19 protein-coding genes are annotated in these 20,074 nt (G+C 67.2%); 4 read left to right on the top strand and 15 right to left on the bottom strand.

Annotated elements, in window-relative coordinates; genetic code table 11:
• Positions 1-37: 37 nt before the first annotated feature.
• From KF730_RS13220 to KF730_RS13190, 7 genes are all read right to left on the bottom strand, one after another.
• A complete protein-coding gene (locus KF730_RS13220) occupies positions 38-571 on the bottom strand; it encodes a demethoxyubiquinone hydroxylase family protein (protein WP_294097908.1) in 534 nt (177 codons plus the stop codon).
• A complete protein-coding gene (locus KF730_RS13215) occupies positions 568-1,050 on the bottom strand; it encodes a disulfide bond formation protein B (protein WP_294097906.1) in 483 nt (160 codons plus the stop codon). Before KF730_RS13215 ends, KF730_RS13220 begins: the two co-directional genes overlap by 4 nt.
• A gap of 3 nt (positions 1,051-1,053) precedes the next feature.
• Complete coding sequence (locus tag KF730_RS13210) at positions 1,054-2,385, bottom strand: S41 family peptidase (protein WP_294097904.1); 1,332 nt, start codon at positions 2,383-2,385, stop codon at positions 1,054-1,056.
• Between the two features lie 340 nt (positions 2,386-2,725).
• Positions 2,726-3,898, bottom strand: coding sequence for a peptidoglycan DD-metalloendopeptidase family protein (locus tag KF730_RS13205; RefSeq protein ID WP_294097903.1), 1,173 nt, complete (start codon positions 3,896-3,898; stop codon positions 2,726-2,728).
• 4 nt (positions 3,899-3,902) lie between these two features.
• A complete protein-coding gene (locus KF730_RS13200) occupies positions 3,903-4,325 on the bottom strand; it encodes a 23S rRNA (pseudouridine(1915)-N(3))-methyltransferase RlmH (protein WP_294097902.1) in 423 nt (140 codons plus the stop codon).
• 7 nt (positions 4,326-4,332) lie between these two features.
• Complete coding sequence (gene rsfS / locus KF730_RS13195) at positions 4,333-4,713, bottom strand: ribosome silencing factor (RefSeq protein WP_294097900.1); 381 nt, start codon at positions 4,711-4,713, stop codon at positions 4,333-4,335.
• An 8-nt stretch (positions 4,714-4,721) separates the two neighbouring features.
• On the bottom strand, positions 4,722-5,348 hold the full coding sequence (locus KF730_RS13190; RefSeq protein ID WP_294097899.1) for a nicotinate-nucleotide adenylyltransferase: 627 nt from the start codon (positions 5,346-5,348) through the stop codon (positions 4,722-4,724).
• Between the two features lie 65 nt (positions 5,349-5,413).
• On the opposite strand from KF730_RS13190, the gene KF730_RS13185 reads away from it, so the two are divergent.
• Complete coding sequence (locus tag KF730_RS13185) at positions 5,414-7,450, top strand: M3 family metallopeptidase (protein WP_294097897.1); 2,037 nt, start codon at positions 5,414-5,416, stop codon at positions 7,448-7,450.
• Positions 7,451-7,454: 4 nt separating this feature from the next.
• On the opposite strand, the gene KF730_RS13180 is transcribed toward KF730_RS13185, so the two are convergent.
• On the bottom strand, positions 7,455-8,711 hold the full coding sequence (locus KF730_RS13180) for a glutamate-5-semialdehyde dehydrogenase (RefSeq protein ID WP_294097895.1): 1,257 nt from the start codon (positions 8,709-8,711) through the stop codon (positions 7,455-7,457).
• A gap of 45 nt (positions 8,712-8,756) precedes the next feature.
• Here KF730_RS13180 and KF730_RS13175 point away from each other — a divergent pair, with 45 nt between their 5' ends.
• A complete protein-coding gene (locus tag KF730_RS13175) occupies positions 8,757-9,809 on the top strand; it encodes a DUF3667 domain-containing protein (RefSeq protein ID WP_294097894.1) in 1,053 nt (350 codons plus the stop codon).
• Positions 9,810-9,816: 7 nt separating this feature from the next.
• Here KF730_RS13175 and KF730_RS13170 read toward each other — a convergent pair whose 3' ends face one another.
• From KF730_RS13170 to KF730_RS13140, 7 genes are all read right to left on the bottom strand, one after another.
• Positions 9,817-10,185 carry a hypothetical protein gene (locus tag KF730_RS13170; protein ID WP_294097893.1) on the bottom strand — a complete coding sequence of 123 codons (369 nt, stop codon included), beginning with the start codon at positions 10,183-10,185 and terminating at the stop codon, positions 9,817-9,819.
• A 65-nt stretch (positions 10,186-10,250) separates the two neighbouring features.
• Positions 10,251-12,212, bottom strand: a complete 1,962-nt coding sequence (ftsH, locus tag KF730_RS13165) for an ATP-dependent zinc metalloprotease FtsH (protein ID WP_294097891.1) — start codon at positions 12,210-12,212, stop codon at positions 10,251-10,253.
• Positions 12,213-12,295: 83 nt separating this feature from the next.
• Entirely contained in the window at positions 12,296-13,267 is a 972-nt protein-coding gene (tilS, locus tag KF730_RS13160; RefSeq protein WP_294097889.1) for a tRNA lysidine(34) synthetase TilS, read from the bottom strand.
• Between the two features lie 4 nt (positions 13,268-13,271).
• Positions 13,272-14,225 (bottom strand): hypothetical protein, encoded by a 954-nt coding sequence (locus KF730_RS13155; RefSeq protein WP_294097887.1) that lies wholly within the window; start codon positions 14,223-14,225, stop codon positions 13,272-13,274.
• A gap of 80 nt (positions 14,226-14,305) precedes the next feature.
• The gene (locus tag KF730_RS13150; protein ID WP_294097886.1) at positions 14,306-15,259 is read right to left on the bottom strand and encodes a helix-turn-helix domain-containing protein; all 954 of its coding nucleotides are present in this window, start codon (positions 15,257-15,259) and stop codon (positions 14,306-14,308) included.
• Positions 15,260-15,365: 106 nt separating this feature from the next.
• On the bottom strand, positions 15,366-17,642 hold the full coding sequence (gene ptsP, locus KF730_RS13145) for a phosphoenolpyruvate--protein phosphotransferase (protein WP_294097885.1): 2,277 nt from the start codon (positions 17,640-17,642) through the stop codon (positions 15,366-15,368).
• A gap of 45 nt (positions 17,643-17,687) precedes the next feature.
• Complete coding sequence (locus KF730_RS13140; RefSeq protein WP_294097884.1) at positions 17,688-18,377, bottom strand: hypothetical protein; 690 nt, start codon at positions 18,375-18,377, stop codon at positions 17,688-17,690.
• A gap of 383 nt (positions 18,378-18,760) precedes the next feature.
• On the opposite strand from KF730_RS13140, the gene KF730_RS13135 reads away from it, so the two are divergent.
• The gene (locus tag KF730_RS13135) at positions 18,761-19,105 is read left to right on the top strand and encodes a PadR family transcriptional regulator (RefSeq protein WP_294097883.1); all 345 of its coding nucleotides are present in this window, start codon (positions 18,761-18,763) and stop codon (positions 19,103-19,105) included.
• Positions 19,105-20,067 carry a hypothetical protein gene (locus KF730_RS13130; protein WP_294097881.1) on the top strand — a complete coding sequence of 321 codons (963 nt, stop codon included), beginning with the start codon at positions 19,105-19,107 and terminating at the stop codon, positions 20,065-20,067. Before KF730_RS13135 ends, KF730_RS13130 begins: the two co-directional genes overlap by 1 nt.
• The last annotated feature ends 7 nt before the right edge of the window (positions 20,068-20,074 follow it).

Here is a 20,074-nt window from a genome sequence, read left to right as displayed (position 1 = left end):
GCCGACGTGAACCACGCCTGTCGGCGACCGATGCCTGTCAGATTCGTTTCGACAGCGCAATCGCCGCACGACAACCGAGGCGTATCATTCCGGACAACAAAGGATAGCCGATAAGGTTCTCCGCGCCCGCTTCGATAGCGGTATCCCGGTGCTCCAGCTCCTCGGCGCGAAACTCGGCGACGGCATGGCTGAGCTCGGTATCGCTGTCACCCAGCTCTTCGAGCTGCTGGCGATAATGGATGTCGATCTCGGTCTCGACCGCGGCGGTGCAGGCCATGGCGGCATTGGGGCCGATCGCGGCGGTGACCGCCCCCAATGCGAAACCGGCGACATTCCAGAAGGGCTGAAGCGCAGTGGGGCGTACGCCGCGATCCGCGATCATCTTGTCGAAAAAGGCGCGGTGGCGCTCCTCCTGCGCGGCCATGCCTGCGATGACCCGCGCGGCGGGCAGGCGATCGCCCATCACCGCCAACTGCCCGGCATAGATCCGCGTCGCGCCATATTCGCCAGCCTGATCCACCCGGACCATGCTGGCCATGTGTTCGCGCGCGTCGCCGGGCTTCCAGCTCATCGCGGACGGCGGGCGGCGAAGGCGAAGATCGCGACCGCGCCGGCGAGCGAGAGAATCGCATTGAACCCGGCGAGGCTGATCCCGAACAGCGACCATTGCGCGGCGTCGCAGCGGATGAGCGGCTTGCCGAGCTGCTCCATCATGATCTGCATCGGATCGCCATGCGCGACATCGGTGGAGCAGGGGGTGATGCCGGGCCACCAGTGATATTCAACGCCGGCGTGGAAAATGCCGATACCGCCCGAAAGCGCGATCAGAACGCCGGCAAACAGCACGAACAGCATCCGCGTCGGACGGTGCGGAACCGCGAACGACAGCGCCGCGACGATGATCGCGGCATAATGCGGCCAGCGCTGCCAATGGCACATCTCGCACGGGATCAGCCCGCCGAACACCTGCGAGCCAAGCGCCCCGGCGATCAAAGCCAGCGGCAGGAAAAGCGCAATCAGCTGCGCGGTGCGGAGCCCGTCGCGGTACATCGCTTAGCGGCTCTTCGCCGCGACCTGCGGCTTGGGGCCGAGGCGGGCGATCGTCTGGAGCGCGTAATGGAGCTGAAAATCGTCGATGCCCTGCTTCTTGAGCTGCTCCGCGGTCTGCGAGAAGCGCGGATCGGTGATGACATCCTCTTCGAGCACCTTGTCGTCGACCTTGTCGCTGTTGAGCAGATGCCGCCGAAGATCGGCTTCGCGGACCACCGGGCGATCCTTGTAATCGGCATCCGAAATCTGCGGGACCACCAGATCCGGGCGGATGCCGCCTTCCTGCACGCTGTGGCCCGACGGCGTGTAGTAACGCGCGGTGGTCAGGCGCAACGCGGCGCGGTCGCCCATCTGCAGGATCGACTGGACCGAACCCTTGCCGAAGCTGCGCTCGCCCATCACCAGCGCGCGGTGATGATCCTGGAGCGCGCCGGCGACGATTTCCGAGGCCGAAGCGGTGCCCGAATCGACCAGCACCACCACCGGCAGCCCGCGGGCGAGATCGCCGGGAACCATCGATTCGGCATAATAGCGCTCGATATCGGCTTTCTCGCGGCCGCGCTGCGAAACGATCTCGCCATGACTGAGGAACACGTCCGACACGGCGATGGCCTCGCTGAGCAGCCCGCCGCCATTCTGGCGCAGATCGACGACATAGCCGAGCGGCTTGCGGCCGAGCTTCTTGTCGATCTCCTGGATGGCCTTGATCGTGTCGGCACCGGTCTGGGCGGTGAAGGTGTTGATGTTGATATAGCCGATATTGCCCTTCACTTCCCACTTCACCGGCCTGGTCGTGATGATCTCGCGCACCAGCGTGAACTGGAGCGGCTTGTCGGCGCCGGGGCGGACCACGGTAAGCGTGATCTTGGTGCCGGGCTTGCCGCGCATCTGCTGGATCGCCTCGTCGAGGCTGCCGCCGACAATGAACTTGCCATCGAGATGGGTGATGAAGTCGCCCGCCTTGATGCCGGCGCGCTGGGCAGGCGTGTCCTCGGTCGGCGTGATCACCTTTACCGCGCCATTCTCCTGGGTGACGCTCAAGCCCAGCCCGCCATAATTGCCGTCGGTCTGGATTTTGAGATTGTCGAATTCGAGCCCGTCGGCGAACGACGAATGCGGATCCAGCGCGGCGAGCATGCCATCGATCGCGCCCTTGACCAGCGTCGCGTCATCGACCTTGTCGACATAATTGGCCTTCACCCGGTTGAAGACCTCCATGAACATGTCGAGCTGGCGGTAGCTGGCGGTATCGACCTGCGCCATCGCGCCCGAGGCGATGGGGACAAGCGCGAGCGCGCTGACCGCGGCAGTGACCTGAAGAAGCGGACGGAGCATTCTGGACGACCTCAAACGTAACAACCGGCGCCAAGCTAGCGCACAATTGATTTAGTGCGGGATAACGGCATTTGCACGGCGTGTCAGGTCTTCGCGGATATTCGTTGCCACAACCAGATTGCCACCCCCGACCCGTTCGGTGCCTATCCCGCTCGAACATCTGCGGTTCCCCGGCGAAGGCCGGGGCCCAGGTGGAGAGGTGGCCGTAACGAAGCGCTGCGCTCGCCAATATCCGTCCGCCAACTGGGCCCCGGCCTTCGCCGGGGAACTGCGGGAGACACATGCTCGAATGGCATAAATACCGACCTATTCCGGGGTGACAGAATGTGGATGCGGCGTGTCAGTCGAGCAATTGCGCCAAATCCATGGGCTGGCCGCGGCGGCGCAGCTCGATGGTGACGCGCGGGGCATCGCCGCCGGGGGCGCGGCCGATCGCGCTGCCCTGCCCGACCTGATCGCCGACCTTGACCGAAACCGCGCCGAGGCCGGTGATCAGAGAGGTCCAGCCATTGCCGTGATCGATGATGACGACGCCGTCATAGGCGCGGAAGTCACCGGCATAGACGATGCGGCCGGCCGCGGGCGCAACCGCCTGGGCATCGGGCGCGCAGGCGAGGGTGATGCCGCGGGCGCGGACGCCGGTGGAGGACAATTCGCCCATGCCGGTGACCACCTGGCCACTGACCGGCAGGCGATAGGGTGCGCCGCCGGGGCTGCGCTTCGGCGCCTGCGCGTCGCCGGTGCGCGGCAGCGGGCCGGGGAGCGCGGCGAGATCGCCCTGCAGCTCGGCGGCCTGCCCGGCGCTCTGCATCTGATCGACGATGTCGCGGGCCTGCTCGCCCAGCGCCAGCGCGCGATCCGATTCGGTGAGGGCGCCGCGATCCAGCTCCTGCGAGCGGGCGCGGTGCTCGCCCTCGAGCTTGACCAGCGCCACCCGTTCGGACTCGATGCGGTCACGCGCTTCCTTGAGGCTGGCGACGGCGGCGGCGGCCTCGGCCCGCAGCGCGCGGATGCGGCCGAGCTCGGCGCGAACCTGGGTGGTGCGCGCCGCGACCACCGGCATCGCGGTGCCGAGCACGGCGCGGACATGGACGACATCCTCGGTCGAGCCGGGCTGGACGAGGCCGAGCACCGGCGGGCGGCGGGCCATCGACTGGAGCGCGGCGATCAGGCGGAGGATCGGACCCTGCTGCTCGGCGACGCGGGTACGCTGATCGGCGAGCTGGCGATCGACGATGCCGATCCGGGCGGTGGCGGCGGCGATATCGGCTTCGGCGGCCTTGATCCGCTCGGCGGCGGCGGCTTCCTGGGCGCGGGCCTGCGCGGCCTGATCGCGCTCGCCGGCGGCCGCCTGTTCGAGCGCGCGGCTGCGCGCCTGCGCCTCGCGCGAGCGGGCATTGGCGCTTTGCAGGCGCGATTGCTGTTCCTGTAGCGTCGGGATTTGCGCGGAGGCCAGACTGCCGGTCGCGAGGATCGCGAGCATCGATCCGGCAAGGGCGGCGGCGCGGAGCATCGCCCTACCCTTCGCGATGATAGGGGTGGTTGGCAAGGATCGAGGCGGCGCGCCACAATTGCTCGGCGAGCATGGCGCGGGCCATCATGTGCGGCCAGGTTGCGCGGCCGAAGGAGAGCAGCAGGTCCGCGCCGGCCCGTTCGGCATCGCCGAAACCGTCGGCGCCGCCGATCAGGAAGCGGGTTTCGCGGACACCATCGTCGCGCCACGCCCCGAGCCGCTCGGCAAGGACGCGCGAGGGGAGATTGTCGCCGGTCTCGTCGAGCATCACCACGCGCGTGCCGGGAGCGAGGTCGGGCATCCTGCCGCCGGTGTCGGGCAGTTCGGTGACGCGGGTGGGCCAGGTCACGCGCTTGAGGTAGCGCTCGACCAGCTCGGCCTCTGGCGATCGCCCGATCTTGCCCCTCGCGACGATGTGGAGGAGCATGGCCGGCTCAGTTGGCCGCCGGCGCTTCGCCGAACGACCACATCCGCTCGAGATTGTAGAAGCTGCGCACTTCGGGGCGGAACAGATGGACGATGACGTCGCCGGCATCGATCAACACCCAATCGGCGGTCTGCAGGCCCTCGACACGGGGGCTGCGCCCGCTCTCGGCCTTGATCTTCTCGGCGAGCTTGTTGGCCATCGAGGCGACCTGGCGCGTCGAGCGGCCCGAGGACACCACCATATAATCGGCGATGCTGCTCTTGCCGGCGAGCGGGATCGAGACGGTTTCGACCGCCTGATCGTCGTCGAGCGAGGCGAGGATGATCTTGTGCAGCGCCTCCACTCCATCGGACTTGGGAACAGGCGAGACGTTGGGCGATGTGGCCAAGGGGCCTCCTAAGGGTGAGCGATAGCTGTGCTGTCTGGTTCTGGAGACGGCGAAAAACGCCGATGCCAGGCAGGGTCGGCGGCCCGAAGGCTTGTCGCCGAAGTCGGATCGGGGCGAAAGCGCAGCAGCACGAGGGCCGGCAATCTCCAACGCGTCCAGTTCTTTGCCTGGCCTGCGGGCCGCACAGCGCGCCGCAGCCAACCCATCGCAGGACTTGCGCGGGCCTTGCGATCATACCCCGGACGCGCGACCACCGCAATCGGAACCTGCCGGGCGATTCCGCGCCAGTCGCGCCACTTATGGAACTGCCCGAGATTGTCCGCCCCCATCAGCCAGATGAAGCGGTGCTTCGGGAACATGCGCGGGAGTTTGGTGAGGGTATCGACGGTGTAACGGGTCTTGAGCCGGGCCTCGATCGCAGTGGCGCGGATCGGGGCATGACGGGCCATCTTGCGGGCCGAGGCGAGGCGGGCGCTGAGCGGCGCCATACCCTCTTGCGGCTTGAGCGGATTGCCGGGCGAGACCAGCCACCACACTTCGTCGAGATCGAGCGCGCGCAGGGCGTGGAGCGAGATCGCGCGATGCCCCTTGTGCGCGGGATTGAACGAGCCGCCGAGCAGGCCGATGCGCTTCATGATCGCGGCTTTGCACGCACGCGGGCAATTGTGAAGCCGTTGGCGGCGTGCGAGAAAGCCGCAACTTGACCAGGGGGATGGCGATGATGCGGCGGATTGGATTGAGTGCCCTGGCGGTGGCATGGGCGGTTTCCACCGGCGCGACGGCGCCCGCGCCCGATCCGCGCGCCGAGAGCGACGGCTTCCTTGCCACCACCATCCTGACCACCGTCAAGGATGCGCCGACGATCGATGCGCGATGCACCGCCGCACTGGCGCTCGCGCAGAAGCTGCGCACCGGGCTCGAGGGCCGCAAGGGCCCCGCGACCATCAAGGGGGATTTCCAGAGCTTCGACGCGCTGGTCAATCTGCTCGGCGGCATCGGCAACGAGATGGGCCTGATCAAGGAGACCAATCCCGCCAAGCCGGTGCGCGACGCCGCGCAAGGCTGCGTCGAGAAGATCTCGGCGGCGGGAACCGACCTTTCGCTGTCGCGCCCGGTCTACGACCGGCTTTCCGCGATCCCGACCGCGAATCTTGATCCCGCCACGGCCTTCACGCTCAACAAGCAGCTGCTCGATTATCGCCTGGCGGGTGTCGACCGCGATGCCGCGACGCGCGCGCAGATCGCGGCGATGCAGAAGGAGATCACCGAGATCGGCCTCGCCTTCGATCGCAATATCTCCGAATATAAGGGCGAGATCGTGCTCGACGGCCCGGCCGCGCTCGCGGGGATGCCCCAGGATTATCTCGATGCGCACAAGCCCGGTGCCGACGGCAAGATCCGGCTGACCACCAGCTATCCGGACATCTTCCCGATCCTCGACTATGCCGAGGTCCGCGCGACGCGAAAGGCGGTGATGCTCGCCTTCGTCAACCGCGCCTATCCGGAGAACGGCCCGGTCCTCGCCAAGCTGATCGCCAAGCGGCAGGAACTGGCCAAGCTGCTCGGCTTTCCCGACTATGCGACGCTGATCACCAAGGACAAGATGATCGGATCGCCGGCGCGCGCCCGCGAATTCCTGGACGAGCTCAACAGCGCGGCGACGCCGGCCGCCGAAGCCGATCTCGCCCGGACGCTGGCGCGGCTCAAGCAGATCGATCCGTCGGCGACAAGCGTGACCGCGTGGGACAGCGGCTATGTCAACGGGCTGATCCGCAAGGAGCAGTACAGCGTCGATTCGGCGCTGGTCCGCCAGTATTTCACGCTCGACAAGACACGCAGCGGCATCTTCCGGCTGATGAAGGACCTGTTCGGTGCGGACATCCGCCCGTGGAAGACCGAGACCTGGGCACCGGGGGTCACCGCATGGGAGCTTTGGGACGGCCAGCGGCTGGTCGGCCGCTTCTTCCTCGATCTCTCGCCGCGCGACGGCAAATTCAGTCACGCCGCCCAGTTCGACATCCGCACCGGGCTGGAAGGGCGCCAGGTGCCGATCGCGGCGCTGGTGTGCAATTTCCCCGAGACGGGCCCGATGGATCATGACGACGTCACGACCTTCCTCCACGAGTTCGGCCATCTGATCCACAATCTCTATTCGGGGCATCAGCAATATTCGACGCAGGGCATGGGCGCGCTGCAATGGGATTTCATCGAGGCGCCGTCGCAGCTGCTCGAGGAATGGACCTGGGATTACGACACGCTCAAGACCTTCGCGTCGAACCCCGCGGGCGAAACGATCCCCGCCGATCTGGTCGCGAAGATGAACGCGGCGCGGCATTTCGGCGAGGCGGGCGGCTGGAAGCGCCAGCTCGGCTTCTCGGCGGTGTCGCTGGCGTATTACGACCGCCCGGCGGGTTTCGACCTCGACCAGGTCTATCGCGAGCAGGAGAACCGCTATGCGCTGATCCCGATGCCCGCCGAAGGGCATATGTATGCCTCGTTCGGGCATTTGAACGGCTATTCGGCGATCTATTACACCTATGCCTGGTCGAAGGCGATCTCGCTCGACATGCTCACGCGCTTCCGCGCTGCGGGGATCCGCGACCAGGCGACGGCGATGGCCTATCGCAAGGCGGTGCTCGATCCGGGCGGCTCGAAGCCGGCAGGCGCGCTGATCCGCGATTTCCTCGGCCGCGAGCCCAATACCGACGCGATTCGCAAGGAATTGTCGGGCAAGTGAAGCGTCAGGGGCGGGCCTGGCCCGTCCCGCGCACCACCCATTTGTAGGTCGTCAGGCCTTCCAATGCGACCGGGCCACGCGCATGCAGCCGGCCGGTGGAGATGCCGATCTCGGCGCCGAGGCCGAACTCACCGCCATCGGCGAACTGGGTCGAGGCGTTCCACATGACGATGGCGCTGTCGACGCGGGCGAGGAAGCGTTCGGCGGTGGCTTCGTCTTCGGTGACGATCGCGTCGGTATGGTGCGAGCCGTGGCGAGCGATATGGGCCATGGCGTCGTCGACGCCGTCGACGAGCTTCACCGACAGGATCGCGTCGAGATATTCGGTGTCCCAATCGCCGCATTCGGCGGGGAGCGTTCGGGGCTCGATCGCCTGGATTTCGCCATCGCCACGCAGCTCGCAACCGGCATCGGCGAGCGCCGACAGAACGGGCAAGGGATCGGCGAAGCCGCGGTCGATGAGCAACGTCTCGGTCGCGCCGCAAATGCCGGTGCGGCGCATCTTGGCGTTGAGGGCGAGATCGCGGGCCATCACCGGATCGGCGGCACGATCGATGAACGTGTGATTGATGCCGTCGAGATGGGCGAGGACGGGGACGCGCGCTTCGGACTGGACACGAGCGACGAGGCTCTTGCCGCCGCGCGGCACGACCATGTCGATCAGCCCTTCGGCGGTGAGCATCGCGCCGACAGCGGCGCGATCGGTGGTGGGCACGAGCTGAACGGCATCGGCGGGCATACCGCCGGCTTCGAGACCGCGGGCGAGCGCCGCGTGGATGGCGCGGTTGCTGTGGACCGCTTCGGAACCGCCGCGCAGGATCGCGGCATTGCCCGACATCGCCGCGAGCGCACCGGCATCGGCGGTGACGTTGGGACGGCTTTCATAGATGATGCCGATCACGCCGATCGGGATGCGAACCCGGGTGAGAACCAGGCCATTGGGGCGCTCGACACGCTCGATGACGTCGCCGACCGGATCGGCGAGGCGGGCGACCGCCTCGACACCGGCGGCGGTGCTTTCGACACGGCCGGCGTCGAGCCTGAGCCGGTCGAGCAACGCGCCGGACAGGCCATTGGCTTCGGCGGCGGCCATATCCCTGGCATTGGCGGCGATGATCGCATCGGCGTCCGCGCGAATCGCTTGCGCCGCCGCGAGAAGCGCACGGCTCTTTTCGGCGCTTGTCATCGCGGCCAGACGCGCCGCGGCGGCGCGGGCGCGCTTGCCCATTACGGCGATCAGTTCGGGTGCGGTTTCGGCCATCCGGACCCGCTAGCACGCGCGAAACGAAGCTGATAGGCCCGCCGCATGGTGGGGGAAATCGAAGCCGCGGGTGAGTTCGCGACGGGCGCGCTGCTCGGGCGGGCGTTCGAACCGCATGCCGGCGAAGGGCATGGCGGCGGCATATTGTGCCTCAATTGCGGGACCGCATTGGCGGGTCCACATTGCCACCGCTGCGGACAGAGCGGGCACGTTCATCGTTCATTGGGGGCGATCGGGCATGAAATCCTCCACGGCGTCGCCCATTTCGAGGGCAAGCTCTGGCGCACATTGCCGCTGCTCGTATGGCGGCCGGGCGAGCTGACGCGGCGCTATGTCGAGGGCGAACGCGCGCGCTTCGTCTCGCCGATGGCGCTTTTCCTGTTCTCGATCTTCGCGATGTTCGCGGTGTTTTCGTGGGCGGGAATCTCCGCGCCGAGCGAGATCAACACTGGCAGCGCGGCGACGCATATCGAGACCGCGCGCGAGGGGATGCTCGCCGAGCGCAAGGATCTGGTCGCGGCCCGCGACACGCGCGCGCCAGGCGACCCCAAAAGGCTGCGGAGCGAGAAAAGGATCGCCGAGCTCGACCGCGTCATCGCCGAGCTGCCGGTCGTCTCCAAGGAGGCCGACACCCATAATAATTTCAACGTCACGACGCGTTACAGCGGCTGGGCGCCGCTCGATCACGGGATCGAGAAATGGAACAAGAATCCCGCGCTGATGCTCTACAAGCTGCAATCGAGCAGCTACAAATTCTCATGGCTGCTGATCCCGCTGTCGCTGCCTTTCCTGTGGCTGCTGTTCGCCTGGCGGCGCGAATTCCGCCTCTACGACCATACGGTATTCATCACCTATTCGATCGCGTTCATGTCGCTGCTGTTCATCGCGGTGACGATCGCCGGGGTGCTTGGACTCGACAGCGCGATCCTGGTGCCGGTGGCGCTGCTGATCCCGATCGTCCATATCGCCCGCCAGCTGCGTCAGGCCTATGGTCTGGGCTGGTTCTCGACGATCGTGCGCACCGCGATCCTCGGCTTCTTCATCATCATCGTGGCAACGTTGTTCCTAGTCATCCTGATCGCGCTGGGGATGAGCTAAGTCCGCCTCAGCGGCACGGATAGCGCTTGAGCATGATCGCGTAGAAGGCGGCCTTCATGCTCATGCCGCGCCTGGCGACGGGGATATTCTCCAGCTCGGCGAGCAAGTCGGTCGAGGTCATTCTGGTCTGTCCCTTGGGCGGCGGGCAGCTATGGGGCTTGCGTCCGGCGGCGCGGGCGCTCTCTATATCGGCGCGATAAGCGGCGGCGATCCCGGCCATCTCGCTCTTGAGCAGGCCGATATCGGACGAGAAGGCGGCCATCATCCCCTTGGCCTTGAGCGCATTGGCCTTGGCGAGGAATTCGGCGACGGTCATCGCGCTCGCCGAGGTCGCGACGAAACACAAAGCCGCAGCCGCCAGAACCAGACGCTTCATACGAAAAACCCTCCCCGATCTTCTCGGAGAGGGTTTCGCGAAAGAGTGTGGCTGAACTCGGGCGGTCAGGCGCCTTGCGGCGCCGGATTGCCGAACGGACCCTTGGGACGGCGGATCTTGGGGATCGAGGTGCCCGCGACCGCGACCGCCGGCGCGCTGGCGCCGGGATCGTCACGGCCGAGATCGTCACCGGCGATCAGCCGCTTGATCTCCTCGCCGGTCAGCGTCTCATATTCGAGCAGTGCCAGCGCGATCGTATGGAGCTGATCGACATGATCGGTCAGGATCTGGCGGGCGCGCTCCAGCCCCTTCTCGACGAAGCGCTTGACCTCGCTGTCGATCAGCCGCGCGGTCTCGTCCGACATCGGCTTGGCCTGCTGCATCGCGTAACCGAAGCTTTCATGGCTGTCGCTGAAATCGAGCGGGCCGACCGCATCGGACAGGCCCCATTTGGTGACCATCGCCCGGGCGAGCTTCGATGCCTGCTGGATGTCGCTCGATGCGCCCGAGCTGACCTTGTCATAGCCGAAGATGATCTCCTCGGCGACGCGGCCGCCGAACGCCACGGCAATATCGGCGTGCATCTTGTCGCGGTGATAGCTGTACGAATCGCGCTCGGGCAGCGGCTGGACCATGCCCAATGCGAAGCCGCGCGGGATGATCGTCGCCTTGTGGATCGGATCGGCGGTGGGCTCGTGCGCGAAGACCAAGGCGTGCCCGGCTTCGTGATAGGCGGTCATCCTTTTCTCATCGTCGGTCATCACCATCGAGCGGCGCTCGGCGCCCATCAGCACCTTGTCGCGCGCATCGTCGAATTCCTGCGCGGCGACCAGCCGCTTGCCGCGGCGGGCGGCGAGCAAGGCGCCTTCGTTGACGAGATTGGCGAGATCGGCGCCCGAAAAGCCCGGCGTGCCGCGGGCGATGACGCGCGGATCGACGTCGGGCGCCAGCGGCACCTTCTTCATATGGACCTGAAGGATCTTGACCCGGCCCTCGATATCGGGACGCGGCACCTGGACCTGGCGATCGAAGCGGCCCGGACGCAGCAGCGCCGGATCGAGCACGTCAGGGCGGTTGGTCGCGGCGACGATGATGATGCCTTCATTGGCGTCGAAGCCGTCCATTTCGACCAGCAGCTGGTTGAGCGTCTGCTCGCGCTCGTCATTCTGGTTGCCGAGGCCGGCGCCGCGCGAACGGCCGACCGCGTCGATCTCATCGATGAAGACGATGCAAGGAGCGCTCTTCTTGGCCTGTTCGAACATGTCGCGGACCCGGCTCGCACCGACGCCGACGAACATCTCGACGAAGTCCGAGCCCGAGATCGAGAAGAACGGCACACCGGCTTCACCGGCAATGGCGCGGGCGAGCAGGGTCTTGCCGGTGCCGGGCGAGCCGACCAGCAGCGCGCCCTTGGGAATCTTGCCGCCGAGGCGGGCGAACTTGGTCGGATCCTTGAGGAACTCGACGATCTCCTGCAGCTCCTCGCGTGCCTCGTCGATGCCGGCGACATCGTCGAAGGTGACCTTGCCTTCGCGCTGGGTGAGCAGCTTGGCGCGCGACTTGCCGAAGCCCATCGCGCCCGAGCCCGAATTCTTCTGCATCTGGCGCAGCACGAAGAAGGCGATGCCGAGGAAAAGCAGGAACGGCAGCGAGTTATAGAGCATATACAGCCAGATCGACGGCTGCTCCTCGGCGCGGGCGTTGATGATCACGCCCTTTTCGCGGAGGCGATCGACCAGCTTGAGATCGCCGGGATTGACGGTGCGGAACTTGGTGTCGCCGCTGAGCGTGCCGCTGACCGTGCCGGTACCCGGCGACAGGCTGACGTCGCGGACCTCGCCCGCTTCGACCTTGTCGAGGAATTGCGAATAGGGGATCGGGTTGCCCGCACCGGTCGCCGCCGGGCGATCGAACAGGGTTACGAACAGCGCCAGCGCCGCGAGGATACCCACCCAGATCAACAGGCTCTTCATCCAGGGGCTGCCGCCCTGATTGTCGCCGCCTTGCTGCTTGTCACTGTCGCTCATCGAATCTCTGGCACCTTTTTCGTCACCCTAAAGATAGGCGCGCCGAGGTTAATGGCAATGGAACGCGCGCGAGATTAGGCCGATCAGTGTGATCGACGCGGCGGGGCAGGCGCGAAGATGGCGGCAGCGCCGCGCACCGAGACCATCACCCCAGCCTGTGTGGCGCCCCTGCCGGCGGCGATCGCATCGAGCAGCGGCTCGATCGCGGTACCGTCGAACGGGCGGGCGAGGATATGGCCGATGGCGCGGCGGGCGAGGCGGCGGCGAAGCTCGCGATTGAGATCGCCGAGTTCGATCTCGACGCGACCGTGGGCGAGGTTCGCGCGATTTTTCCAGAGGAGTTCGGTGACGTCCTCGAGCGCCTGTTGCGCCTCGGCGGCGTAGCTGGCGGTCGCGGCGAGGTGCGCCGGATCGAGGTCGGGGCTCGCGTCGAGCAGTTGGCGGAAGCGGCTGCGATCGTGCGCGGGGTCGATGTTGCTCGGATCATCTACGAACGGACCGTTCGCGGCGATCGCGCGGAGTTCGGCGCGGCGCCATTGGAGCAAGGGGCGGATCAGCGCCAGCGTGCCATCGCCGCCGGCTAGCGCGCGGCGTGCGCGGATACCGGCGAGCCCGGCCAGGCCCGCGCCGCGCGCGGCGCGCATCAGGAAGGTCTCGGCCTGATCCTCGACATGATGCGCCGTGCACAGCGCGGCGGCGCCGGCCGCAAGCGCCCAATGCTGGAGCAGGGCGTAGCGGGCTTCGCGGGCACGCGCCTGGATGCTCGATCCGCCGATCGGCGACACCGGATGCAGAATAGCGTGGGGAACACCAAGCTGGTGGCAGTGCTCCGCCACCATCCTCGCCTCGGCGGCCGCGGCGGCGCGGAGGCGGTGATCGACGGTGGCGGCAATGACGGCGCCGGGAAAGGCGGCATGCGCCAGCGCCAGCATCGCCATGCTGTCCGCCCCGCCCGAAACCGCCAGCGCCAGCGGCCGCCCGGCCTGTGGAAGACCGCCGAGCAGCGCGGCGGTATCGCGCCGGAAGCGCTCGATCGCCTCCGGATCGAGCGTCACCGGATCACTTGCACTTCTGTTCGGTGCGCCCCTTGGCCACGCCGGCGGTCATCTCCGCCGAGAGCTTGTCGCCGTAAAGCTGCGTGAGCTCGCCATAGACCTTGCAGATCTCGGTCGACGGCTTTTTCAGCTTCACCAGCGCCTGCGCCAGATAATAGAGGCTGTCGGGCGCGCGCTCGCCATTCGGGTTGGTCTTGTAATTCTGGTAGAAAGCGACCGCCGCGAGGCTCGGCGCATTGGCGTCGAGATAGGCGCGACCGAGCAGGTTCTGCGCATAGCTGGCGCGGCGATGCTTGGGATATTTGGTGGCGACGGCTTCGAGCTCGCGGCGCGCTTCGGGATAGAGCTTGGCCTGCCACAGGCGGAAGCCATAGGTGTAGCCGTCTTCGGCGGCATCGCCGCTATTGGGCTTTTCGATTGCCGCGACCTGCTGCGCGCGGGCGCCGCCGGCAGCCGCGGTGGTGGCGGGCTTGGGAGCGGGCGCCTCAGCGGCGGGTTTGGACGTCGCTGGCTTGGGTGTCGCAACCGCGACATCGGCGGCCGGCACGATCGGATCGCGGACCGCGACCGCCGAGGCGGTCTCTTCGAGCGCCTTGATCCGGGCGTCGGTCGACCGCTTATACGCGCTGAACGCGTCTTCGAGCTGGCGCAGGCGATACTGGGCCTGCTCGATCTGGCCGATCAGCGCCGCCGACTGGCTTTCGAGCGCCGCGACGCGCGCGCCGAGATCGACCAGCGGACTGCCCGAGGGCGTGCCCGGGACGGTGGTGTTGCTCTCGGGCACGATCTGCGGCTCGACGGTCTGGCCGGCGCCGCCGGGGAACACCTTGCGCTGGACGGCGCGCATTTCGCGCTCGAGCCGGTCGACGCGGCCGCTCAGCGCGGCGTCCTGCGCGACGGCGGTTCCGGTCAGGCCAAAGGCGGACGTCATCAGCGCCGCAATCATCAAGATACGCATGGTTTTCACACCCCCCGGTGCAAGGTTCACTGGATTATCGAACCGCATATAGCGGAGAGGCGGCGCGCCCCGCCAGCCCCTTACGGCGCGGTGCTGGTGTTACCCGTCGCAGGTTCGGGCGCCGGACGCTGCACCGGCGCGGTCGTCGCCCGCGGGGACGGGCTCGGCGTCGGGCGGACGGGAGCGCGCGTCGGCGTCGCGGCGGGAGCGGTTGCAGCGGGCGTTGGAGACGCCGAGGGCGCCGGTGTGGCGGAAGCGACGGGCGCGGGCTGTCCGCGCGCCTGCAGCGCGGCGGCGCTGATCCCGACATCGACCAGTTCGGCCTTGTCGGAGAGCGGCGGCACCTGCGAGCCGTTGAGCAGCACCTGCAGCCGGTCCGGGCGCGGGGTGCGGACGTGCGGGCGATCGGCATCGGCGGGAACGTCGTAGCGCTCGCCGGCCGACATTTCCTTTTCGAACAATTTCACGCCATTGGCGTCGCTGACGCGCAGCCACACCGTATCGGTGGCGACGAGCGTGACGTGACCGCCGGTAACCGGCGCGGCATCGACGCTATTGTCCGGCGCGGTCAGGTTGGCCTCGGGGATGATCAGCGTTTCGGGCGGCGGGGCGCTGCCGCGGAACAGGCCGGTGCCGTACCACAACACGACGCCGACCAGGACCAGCAACGCCACCGCGATCCCCGCCCAGGCAAGGCCGCGCGGCGGCACGCGGGTGGGATCCTCCATCTCATAGGACGGTACGGTCTGGACACGTTCCGGGTTGCGGCCGAGCTCATCGCGCAGCTCGCGGGCGATCTCGACCTCATCGGCGCCGACCGCGCGGGCATAGGATTTGGCGAAACCGAGCGCATAGGTCACCGAGGGCAAGCCCTCGTAATTCGATTTCTCGATCGCCTCGAGATGACGCTGGGGAATGCGGGTTCGCGCCGCCACTTCGGCGAGTTCTAGCCCCTGCGCCTCGCGGGCACCGCGCAATTTTTCACCGACGGTTGCGGGAAACAGCGTGGGGTCTTCCGCAATCTCGCCTTCCATTACGCTCTCCAAGCAGCGGGGTGCGCCCGTTTCGGCCCGCTACAGGGGCGGTGTCCCTCAGCCGAACGCCCCTGTCAACGTGTCGGCAACCGAATCCGCCCCTGGATCAACCCAGTTCGACCGAATGTTCGGATGCCCAGCTTTGGAGAGTCTCGCGGATCGGGGCGCGGCCGTCGGCGAGCAGGCCCCGCATCGTCTCCATGATCGCGGCACGCGGCAGCGAGCGGACCATCGCCTTGATCGGGCCGACCGCGGCGGGGGTGATCGACAGCCGCTCGATGCCGAGCCCGATCAGTGCCATCGCCTCCAGTGGGCGCCCCCCCATCTCGCCGCAGACGCCGACGGTGACATCAGCCGCGTGGCAGGCATCGGAGACGCGCTTGAGGAAGCGCAGGATCGACGGGCTCAACCAGTCGTAGCGCAGCGCCAGCCTGGGATGGGCACGATCGGCGGCGAACAGGAACTGGGTGAGATCGTTGGTGCCGATCGACAGGAAATCGAGCTTGGGCAACAGGATATCGAGCACTTCGGCAAGCGCCGGCACTTCGAGCATCGCGCCGTAGCGGATATCGACCGGCATCTTCTTGCCGCGTTCGGCCAGCCAGGCGCGCTGGGCTTCGAACAGCGCCCTGGCCTGGTCGAACTCCCAGGGCTCGGAGACCATCGGGAACATGATGTTGAGGGTCTTGCCGGCACCGGCTTCGATCAGGGCGCGCGCCTGCGCCTTCATCAGGCCGTCGCGATCAAGGGCGAGACGCAGCGCCCGCCAGCCCATCGCCGGGTTCTCCTCATCGCCATCCTCGTCATGGTTGAGATAGGGCAGCGCCTTGTCACCGCCGATATCGACGGTGCGAAACGTGACCGGGCGGTCGCCGGCGGCGTCGAGCACGTCCTTGTAGAGGCGGCGCTGGGCTTCGCGCTGCGGCAAGGTCGCCGAGACGAGGAACTGGAATTCGGTGCGGAACAGGCCGATGCCATCGGCACCGGTCAGATCGAGCGCGCCGAGATCGTCGCGGAGGCCGGCATTGACCATCACGGTGATGCGGTGGCCGTCGGCGGTGACCGGGGCTTCGCCCTTCAGGCGGGCAAAGGCGGCGCGGCGCTTCTGGCTGAGCGCCAGCTTGGCCGAGAACGCCTCCTCCATCGCCGGGGTCGGGCGGACGAAAACGCTTTCCTCGCCGGTATCGAGGAGCAGCATGTCACCCTCGGCGATCAGGCGGCGGACCTCCTTGACGCGGCCGAGCACCGGCACGCCCATGGCGCGGGCGACGATGGTGACATGGGCGGTCAGCGAGCCTTCCTCGAGGATCACGCCCTTCAACCGCCGGCGGTCATATTCGAGCAGCTCGGCAGGGCCCATGTTGCGGGCGATCAGGATCGAATCCTGGCGCAGACCCATCTGGGCGGCGGTGCCGAGCTGGCCCGAGACGATGCGGAGCAGGCGGTTCGCCAGATCCTCGAGATCGTGCATCCGGTCGCGCAGCAACGGATCGTCGATCTCGCGCATGCGCTGGCGGGTGCGCTGCTGGACGCGCTCGATCGCGGCTTCTGCGGTGAGGCCGGAATCGATCGCCTCGTTGATCCGGCGCGACCAGCCTTCGTCATAGGCGAACATCCGATAGGTCGCGAGAATCTCGTCATGCTCGCCACCGACACCGAACTCGGCCTGGCTGGCCATCTTGTCGATCTGCTCGCGCATCTTGTCGAACGCGGCATAGACCCGGTGGCGCTCGGCCTCGGTATCCTCGGCGACGGTATGCTCGATGGTGATGCGCGGCTGGTGAAACACCGCGACGCCCGCCGCCATGCCTTCGACCAGTTTGAAGCCCTTGGCATGGCTGGCGGTGGTCGGCTGCTGGCGGGTCGATCCGCCGCCGCCGGAATCGACGAGATCGGCATTGGCGATCAGCTCGGACAGGACCATCGCCACCGTCTGCAGCGCCTCGATCTCGACTTCCGCGTAGCGGCGCGGCTCCATATGCTGCACCGCGAGCACGCCCACCGCACGCTCGCGGCGGATGATCGGCACGCCGGCGAAGCTGTGGAACACCTCTTCGCCCGTTTCCGGCCTATAGGCGAAGGCGGGATGCATCTCGGCCTCGTCGAGGTTCAGCGTCTCGACATTGGCGGCGATCGTGCCGACCAGACCCTCACCAAGCCCGAGCCTGGTGACATGGACGGCGTCCTGCGACAGGCCGCGGGTGGCATAGAGCTCAAGCACGCCTTCGCGCAGCAGATAGATCGAGCAGACCTCGCTATCGAGGACCTCGCCGATCGTCTGGACCACCGAGTTGAGCTTGGACTGGACCGGCAGGCGCGTCGCCATCACGTCGTGAAGGCGCGTCAGTATTTCACGGGCTGATGCGGCTGCGGCTTGGGCCATGGCCGAGCGCTAACAGATTGCGCGCGGGCTTTCCAACGCTGTCGGTCAGCGAGTCGCGAGGATTTTTGCGGGCGCGCCGCCGGCAAGGCGATCGTCGCGCAGAAATTCGCCGCCCTCATAGGTGATCTGCGGCGGCTGGAGCCCCGCGCGCCACTGCGCCAGATCGGCGCGATAGGCGTCATATGCGCGATAGAAGGCGATGAACGGCGCATCGAGGCGAAGCAGCGCCGCGCGCGCGAAGCCGTCGAATTCGGCGGGCGGGGCAACAATCGCCTGCGCGAGCACATCGGCCGCGACCGGGCAGAAGTCGCGCTGGGCGGGCGGCTGCGAGAAATAATTATAGACGCGCGTCATCGCGGCGTCGAAATCGCCGCCGCGATATTCGGCGGCGAGACGGCGATGCGCGCTGGCAAAAGCACCACGCTGCGCCTGGAGCAGGCGGTTGTAGTTGGCGGCAAGCGACTGTCCCTGCGGGCAGCCCAGCACCGCGACGTTGAGCGCCGAGCGGACATGCCAGACCACCGCCGCATCGGAGAGATTGCGATTGGGCGTGACATAGCTGCCATCGGCGAGGCGATCGGGCAGCTTCAGATTGGGCGCGGCGCTGGCCGGCGGCACCGGCATCGCCCGAGCGACCGGCGGGGGAAGCGGGCTGGCGATTTCGGCTGGGCGCGAACCGCGCGCGCATCCGGCGACGGACAAAACCAGAAAGACGGGAAGCAGCAGGGCACGCATAACCGATCCTAATCGCCCCCCGGCGTGAAGAAACCCTGCGCCGGACAGGGTAAAGAACCGATTAAGCGCGCCGCTTCGCCCTGCGCCGCGCGAAGGAATCGCGGAGCCGCGACATGTCGTCGCCTTGACGGTCCTCGCAGCCGGCGCCGGCGAATCGCACGGGATTCCGGCGAGCGGCAAAGCGCTGGATGCCGCCCGATTCACGACGTCCCTCATCGCTTCATCTCGAATCGAAGGATCATCCGGGACCTGAAACGGAAATGATGAATCGCGGCGGATCAGCCAGTTAGCGTGATTCTGCCCACCCATAAGTTCGGGCGCTTGCCTCGCCACATAGTGTATGTCATACAGTGTGTATCACACACGATATGAGACACAGGCTTATGCCCGTCGAAGAAGATTTGTTCGAGAAGATGCGCGTGGAGCTTCGGCGCGGATCGCTGGTGCTGGCGGTGCTCGTGGCGCTGCGCGAGGAGCGCTACGGCTACACGCTGCGCCAGAGCCTCGAGCAAGCCGGGCTGCCGATCGACGAGAGCGCGCTCTACCCGCTGCTGCGCCGCCTCGAGACGCAGGGGCTGCTCACCAGCGAATGGCGCGAAGAGGCCAAGCGCAACAAGCGCTTCTACCGGCTCAGTGCCGACGGCACCCGCGTGCTCGCGCAATTGCTCGGCGAATGGAATGCGATCTCGGAATCGATCCTTCGCCTCGAAACCCAAGGGGACAAATGATGGACCTGATCGAACGCTATCTCGGCGCGGTGCGCTGGAACCTGCCCGCGGGCAAGACCGACGATATCATCGCCGAACTGCGCGAAGTGATCGAGAGCCGGATAGAGGATCGCGAGGCGAAGCTCGGCAGACCGCTGACCCAGAGCGAGGTCAGCGCGCTGCTCAAGGAGTTCGGGCACCCGATCACGGTGGCCGGAGGCTATCGGGAGCAGCGGGCGCTGATCGGGGCGGAGGTGTTTCCCTTTTACTGGTTCGTCCTGCGCGTGGTGCTGGCGGTCGTCGCGGTGATCGAAGCGATCCAGATCGGTGGGCGCATCGTCGGCGGCCAGATGCCGATCCAGGCGCTGTCGCAGGGCTTGCACGGCGCGGTGGCGTCTCTGCTGCTCAATGCCGCGATCGTGACCCTGGCCTTCGCGATCATCGAGCGCGGCGGATGGCTGAGCGACTATCTGGCGAAATGGAAGCCCGAATCCCTGCCGAGCCTGCCGCGGATCGAGGCGCGACCGCGCAAGATCGGCGAGCCGATCATGGGCATCGTCTTCGGCCTCGGCTTCATCGCCTGGTGGACCGGCGCGCTACCGATCCATTTCTGGTCGCCCCATGACGCCGATGCGGTGGTGCATGCCGCGCCGGTCTGGACCAAGCTCTATTGGCCGGTGATCGCGCTGGTTGGCGCGCGCGTCGTGCAGGATGTGGCATCGCTGCTGATACCGACCTGGAAGCTGTTGCGCGCGCTGCTGTCGCTTGGCTGCGCGGCCGGAACCGTGGCGATCGCCGCGGTCCTGTATCAAGCCGGGCGACTGGTTACCGTTACCGCTGCCGGCGACCATGCCGAGCAGGCGATCCGCATGCAGGAGGGGCTCGACAAGGCGCTGGCGATCGCGGTGCCGGTGATCGCGGCGCTTTCGGTCTGGCAGTGCGGCGTGGAGCTATGGAGGCTCGCCCGCGAACGCAACCGCTGAGCCGACC

This window comes from Sphingomonas sp. (assembly GCF_019635515.1).
Lineage (GTDB): Bacteria > Pseudomonadota > Alphaproteobacteria > Sphingomonadales > Sphingomonadaceae > Sphingomonas.
Note: the sequence above shows the minus strand (reverse complement) of the source record. Positions and strands in the feature narration are given on the sequence as shown.